Here is a 1,347-nt window from a genome sequence, read left to right on the forward strand (position 1 = left end):
CTCAATAGCATAATTTAACGTCTCAAACTTCATATCCGTATAGGATTTTGCCTCGTTAACGCCATTATTGACAAGACCGTTCACTTGATCATCCGTATACTTTTTCGCATCTTCAAGGACCGTCTTCATCTGCTGTTCTGTGTAATCATGTAACTGACCACCATTAACTGCTTGCTTAGAGCCTTCTTCAATTTTGCCATCCGCTACATTATCTATCAAGACCGGATCACTTTCATTCCCACCTGCTAACGTAATGCTATTGGTCTTTTTGCCATCCGCATCTTTGTCATAGTTAACAGCTCCATCCGTTACTGCTGTCGTGATATCTTTTACCTGCTGATCAATCGTATCTACCTTGTTCTCAACCTCTTTTACCTTCTCATTCACTGTCCAGAGCTGGCCACCGTTCACAACTTCTTGCGAACCTTCTTCTATCTTACCACCCGCTACATTCGTAATCTTACTCGATGCCCCTTTATGACTAGCGTCATACGATCCTTTATCTTCATTCCAATTCAAACTATTCGTATCTCTATTATCAGAAACCTCTTTAATACGCTCGTTGATACTCGACATACTTTCGCTGACGCCATCAAAAGCACCCGCTACATCATGATAGCTCTTCTTCTCTGATGAACTTCCATCAGAATTGAATTGCGCAACATTGAAAGTAGGTGCTGTCCACTCACCAGCCTTATAGCCAGCTCCACCACCAAAATAGGCAGAAAGCTGATTGCTCATCAAATAAAGCTGGTTGCCCGTGATCGCTTCCGTCGAACCTTCTGAGATATCACCATCTAAAAGGGACTTCAGTTTGCTCTTGCTTCTTGCATCTTCCTTACCATGAAGCGCTACAAAGGCACTCTCTTCATCACTCCACAACAACGCATTCTGCTCAATATTGTCTGATATCTCATTATGAAGCTTCGTGAATGAACTGCTTACACCAGCAAAGGCAGCCGCTACACTCTTATACTCCTGCTCTGCAGGACTTCCATCATCATTAAATGTCGTAACTTTGAAAGTAGGAGCAATCCATTTGCCTTCATTATCATATCCAGCGCCACCATCTAAATACTTCGCAAATGTATCACTTACAGAATAAATCTGAGATCCATTAACAGCGTCCGTTGAATCTGCTGTAATCTTGCCAGCCTGAAGGGACGTAATCTTGCTGTTAGCTTTCGCATCTCCTTCTCCATGCTGCGCTACAAACGCCCCCTGATCCTTGTTCCACAACAAAGCATCACCTTGAACTTCTTGCGTAATGTTCGTTACTTTTTCAGTGAATTCATTGACAACATTCGTCAAATGCGTATTCACATTCTTGAAATTCATATCAAGACC

At 42.5% G+C, this 1,347-nt stretch carries 1 pseudogene; it reads right to left on the reverse strand.

Annotated features, from left to right (window positions below):
- Window positions 1–1,347, reverse strand: a pseudogene (locus tag ACFIJ7_RS09470) (adhesin); the annotation flags it as partial.

This window comes from Bartonella sp. MR100HLJHH (genome assembly GCF_042194215.1).
In the GTDB taxonomy this organism is placed as follows: domain Bacteria; phylum Pseudomonadota; class Alphaproteobacteria; order Rhizobiales; family Rhizobiaceae; genus Bartonella; species Bartonella grahamii.